The organism is Pseudomonas agronomica (assembly GCF_025917275.1).
GTDB classification, from domain to species: Bacteria; Pseudomonadota; Gammaproteobacteria; order Pseudomonadales; family Pseudomonadaceae; genus Aquipseudomonas; species Aquipseudomonas agronomica.
Genome location: NZ_JAOSHO010000488.1, coordinates 1 through 3643, shown reverse-complemented (window position 1 = coordinate 3643; position 3643 = coordinate 1). Strand labels below are relative to the sequence as shown.

5 protein-coding genes are annotated in these 3643 nt (G+C 64.0%); 3 read left to right on the top strand and 2 right to left on the bottom strand.

Going from position 1 to position 3643, the window contains the following annotated elements:
• The coding region (locus tag OC610_RS23190) for a response regulator transcription factor (RefSeq protein ID WP_264431144.1) at window positions 1-345 on the bottom strand (345 nt) is incomplete at its 3' end.
• A 79-nt stretch (window positions 346-424) separates the two neighbouring features.
• On the bottom strand, window positions 425-625 hold the full coding sequence (locus OC610_RS23185) for a hypothetical protein (RefSeq protein ID WP_264431142.1): 201 nt from the start codon (window positions 623-625) through the stop codon (window positions 425-427).
• Between the two features lies 1 nt (window position 626).
• Here OC610_RS23185 and hcnA point away from each other — a divergent pair, with 1 nt between their 5' ends.
• The 3 genes from hcnA to hcnC are packed head-to-tail and all read left to right on the top strand — an operon-like array spanning window position 627 to window position 3608.
• Window positions 627-950, top strand: a complete 324-nt coding sequence (hcnA, locus tag OC610_RS23180; protein WP_264431145.1) for a cyanide-forming glycine dehydrogenase subunit HcnA — start codon at window positions 627-629, stop codon at window positions 948-950.
• Window positions 947-2365, top strand: a complete 1419-nt coding sequence (gene hcnB / locus OC610_RS23175; protein WP_264431141.1) for a cyanide-forming glycine dehydrogenase subunit HcnB — start codon at window positions 947-949, stop codon at window positions 2363-2365. Before hcnA ends, hcnB begins: the two co-directional genes overlap by 4 nt.
• On the top strand, window positions 2349-3608 hold the full coding sequence (gene hcnC / locus OC610_RS23170; protein WP_264431138.1) for a cyanide-forming glycine dehydrogenase subunit HcnC: 1260 nt from the start codon (window positions 2349-2351) through the stop codon (window positions 3606-3608). The genes hcnB and hcnC overlap by 17 nt, the downstream gene beginning before the upstream one ends.
• The last annotated feature ends 35 nt before the right edge of the window (window positions 3609-3643 follow it).

Here is a 3643-nt window from a genome sequence, read left to right as displayed (position 1 = left end):
CACTTCGACCCGGGCGGCCATTTCGTCGGTGGCGAAGGGTTTGGTCAGGTAATCGTCGCCGCCTGCCCGTAGACCACGGACACGTTCGTCGACATCGGAGAGGGCGCTGATCATCAGGATCGGCGTGGCCACGCCCATGCTACGCAGTTGTGTGACGATCACCAGCCCATCCAGCTCGGGCAGCATGCGATCCAGGGTAATCAGGTCGTAGTCGCCGCTGACGGCGCGTTCCAGACCCTCGCGGCCGTTGTCGACCCAGTCGACATCCAGGCCGTTGCGGGTCAGTTCGGCGACGATTTCACGGGCGGTCACGGCGTCGTCTTCGATGGTCAGGATGCGGTTCATGAGCAGTACCGTGTGGGGAAGTTGGAGCGACTGCGCAGCATTTTGCCAAAGAATACCTGTCGGCTTTCTGAAACAAAGTTCATCGACACCAGCCTGCGCCTTTACTGGCCTGGATCAACACTTCGTCACAAATATTCCCTAACATCATTGCGCTGCGCACCATCATGCTGCGCTCGCTGCCCTGTTCTGGCGCGCTGTCGCCGATGGGCATTGATGCAAGGCAAAGAGTGGCGTGCCGCAAGGATCCGGGACCGACCGAACTTTCAAGGAAGAGCTGCATGATGCAACCTCAAGATCTCATACATCGACCATTTGATATCCAACCCCTGGAACAGGCCGACATGACCGTGCACCTGGACGGCCAGGCTGTCAACGCCGCCCAGGGCGAAACCGTGCTCACCGTCATCCAGGCGCTGGGCCAGCGCCAGGTCGCGCGCAACGATCATGACCAGATCAGCGGTGCCTATTGCGGCATGGGCGTGTGCCAATGCTGCCTGGTCAAGATCGACGGTCGCCACAAGCGCCGCGCCTGCCAGACCCTGGTGCGCCCCGGCATGCACATCGAAACCCGGACCAACCGCATTGCCGAAACGGAGGCACTATGAAACACGATCCGGTGATTGTCGGCGGCGGCCCGGCAGGTATGGCGGCGGCCATTGAGCTGGCCGCCCGTGGCGTGCGCTGCACCTTGCTCGAAGAGGCGCCGCGCCTGGGTGGCGTGGTGTATCGCGGGCCTTTGCGCGATGGGGTACGCCTGGATTACCTGGGGCCGCGCTACAGCGAAGCCCTTGAAAAACTCCACGGTGAATTCCAGCGCCATGCTGGCCTGATCGACGTGCGACTGGGCAGTCGGGTCATCGGCGCCGAAGGGTTCCGGGCCCTGATGCTGCTGGATGCCGACGAGCGCTTGCGCGAGGTCCTCTACTCCCAACTGATCCTCGCGGCCGGTTGCCATGAACGCAGCGTGCCGTTTCCTGGCTGGACGCTGCCGGGTGTGATGATGCTCGGTGGCTTGCAATTGCAGATCAAGAGCGGCGTGGTCAGGCCACCAAGCCCGGTGGTGATTGCCGGCACGGGGCCGCTGCTGCCGTTGGTGGCCTGCCAGCTACATGCCTCGGGTGTCACCGTGGCGGGCGTCTACGAGGCCTGTGCGTTCGGCCGGATCGCCAAGGAGAGCCTGGCGTTGCTGAACAAGCCGCAGCTGTTCCTCGATGGCCTGGGCATGCTCGCGTACCTCAAGCGGCATCGCATTCCGGTGCGTTATGGCTGGGGAGTGGTGCGAGCCGAGGGCGAGGGCGAGTTGAGCGGCGTGACCGTCGCACCGTACTCCGCCGATTGGACGCCGGACCTCGAGCGCGCCGAACGGGTGCCGGCCCAAACGCTGGCGGTTGGCTACGGGTTTATCCCGCGCACCCAGTTGAGCCAGCAGATGGGCCTGGAACATGGCTTCAGCGAAGACGGTTATCTACGTGCGGTGTCCGATGCCTGGCAACGCAGCAGCGAGGCGCATATCCACCTGGCGGGCGACATGGGCGGGATACGCGGAGGTGAAGCCGCCATGCTGAGCGGGCGTATTGCCGCGCTGTCGGTGCTGATGCAGCGCAATGTCCTGGATGAGCCGACAGCCCTTGACCGTCGCGGGCACTATCAGGCCCAGCTGGAGCGGATCATTCGCTTTCGCGCCGCCGTCGATCGCTATACCCGGCGCGGCGCGGGGCAAACGGCGCTGCCCACCGCCGAGACGGTGATCTGCCGCTGCGAGCACGCCACCCGCGCCGACATCGACCGGGCCCTGGAGCAGGGTGTGCAAGACATGGCCAGCCTGAAAATGCGCACCCGCGTCAGCATGGGTGATTGCCAAGGGCGGATGTGCGTCGGTTACTGCAGCGACCGGTTGCGCGAGGCCACCGGACGCGCCGATGTGGGCTGGTTGCGGCCGCGGTTTCCCATCGACCCGATTCCTTTCTCAGCCTTTCAGAATGTAAGCACGGAGGCCGCTTCCCATGACCAAGCACTATGACGTGGTGATCGCCGGCGGCGGTGTGATCGGCGCTTCCTGTGCCTATCAGCTGTCCAAGCGCAGCCATTTGAAGATCGCCCTGATCGACGCCAAGCGCCCCGGCAACGCCACCCGTGCCTCGGCGGGCGGCTTGTGGGCCATTGGCGAATCGGTGGGGCTGGGTTGCGGGGTGATTTTCTTTCGCATGATGTCGGCCAATCGCCAGCGCCAGGCCCAGGGTGCCGCCGTGGCGGTGGATGCGAGCACGCCGCACATCCTGCCCGACTCGTTTTTTGAGTTCGCCTTGCAGTCCAACGCGATGTACCCGCAACTGCACCGCGAGTTGCTTGAGCGCCACGGCATGGATTTCAAGTTCGAAGAGACCGGGCTGAAGTTCGTGATCTATGACGATGAGGACCGCTCGTATGCCGAGCACATCGCTGCCTGCATTCCCCATCTGGCCGATCAGGTGCGTTGGCTCGACCAGGCGGCCTTGCGCGAGGCAGAGCCAAATGTGAGCCATGAGGCCCTCGGCGCGCTGGAGTTTCTTTGCGATCACCAGGTCAGCCCGTTCCGCCTCGCCGATGCCTACACCGAGGGCGCCCGGCAGAACGGCGTCGACCTGTATTTCAATACCCATGTGACCGAAGTCTTGCGCAGCGGCACGCGGGTAACAGGCGTGCAGACTGCCGAAGCCGGGACATTCAATTGCCGGACCCTGATCAATGCCGCCGGTGCCTGGGCGGCGGACCTCAGCGAGCAGGCCACGGGCGTGCGGATTCCGGTCAAGCCAGTCAAGGGCCAGATCCTGCTGACCGAACGCATGCCCAAGCTCCTCAACGGCTGCCTGACCACCAGCGATTGCTACGTGGCGCAGAAAGACAACGGCGAAATCCTGATTGGCAGCACCACGGAGGACAAGGGGTTCGACGTGACCACCACTTACCCGGAGATCGAAGGGCTGGTGCAAGGCGCGATGCGTTGTATTCCGCAACTGGCCGACATCAACCTCAAGCGTACCTGGGCCGGGCTGCGTCCCGGCTCACCCGATGAGCTGCCAATCCTCGGGCCGATGCGCGGCGTGGAAGGCTACCTCAACGCCTGCGGGCATTTCCGTACCGGCATCCTCACCTCGGCCATCACCGGGGTGTTGCTGGATAAACTGGTCAATGATGAGCCGTTGCCGCTGGACATCACGCCGTTCCTCGCGGACCGGTTCGAGGTGGCGGCGGTTGCAGGACCAAGGGAAATGGAGCCGGCCTGAGCAAATCCTGTGATCAACCGGTTCCCTGCGGGAGC

What these genes read in the sequence shown, in the direction of transcription:
- OC610_RS23185 (WP_264431142.1), bottom strand. Translation starts at nt 625, where the DNA reads ATGCAGCTCTTCCTTGAAAGTTCGGTCGGTCCCGGATCCTTGCGGCAC.
- hcnA (WP_264431145.1), top strand. Translation starts at nt 627, where the DNA reads ATGCAACCTCAAGATCTCATACATCGACCATTTGATATCCAACCCCTG.
- hcnC (WP_264431138.1), top strand. Translation starts at nt 2,349, where the DNA reads ATGACCAAGCACTATGACGTGGTGATCGCCGGCGGCGGTGTGATCGGC.
- hcnB (WP_264431141.1), top strand. Translation starts at nt 947, where the DNA reads ATGAAACACGATCCGGTGATTGTCGGCGGCGGCCCGGCAGGTATGGCG.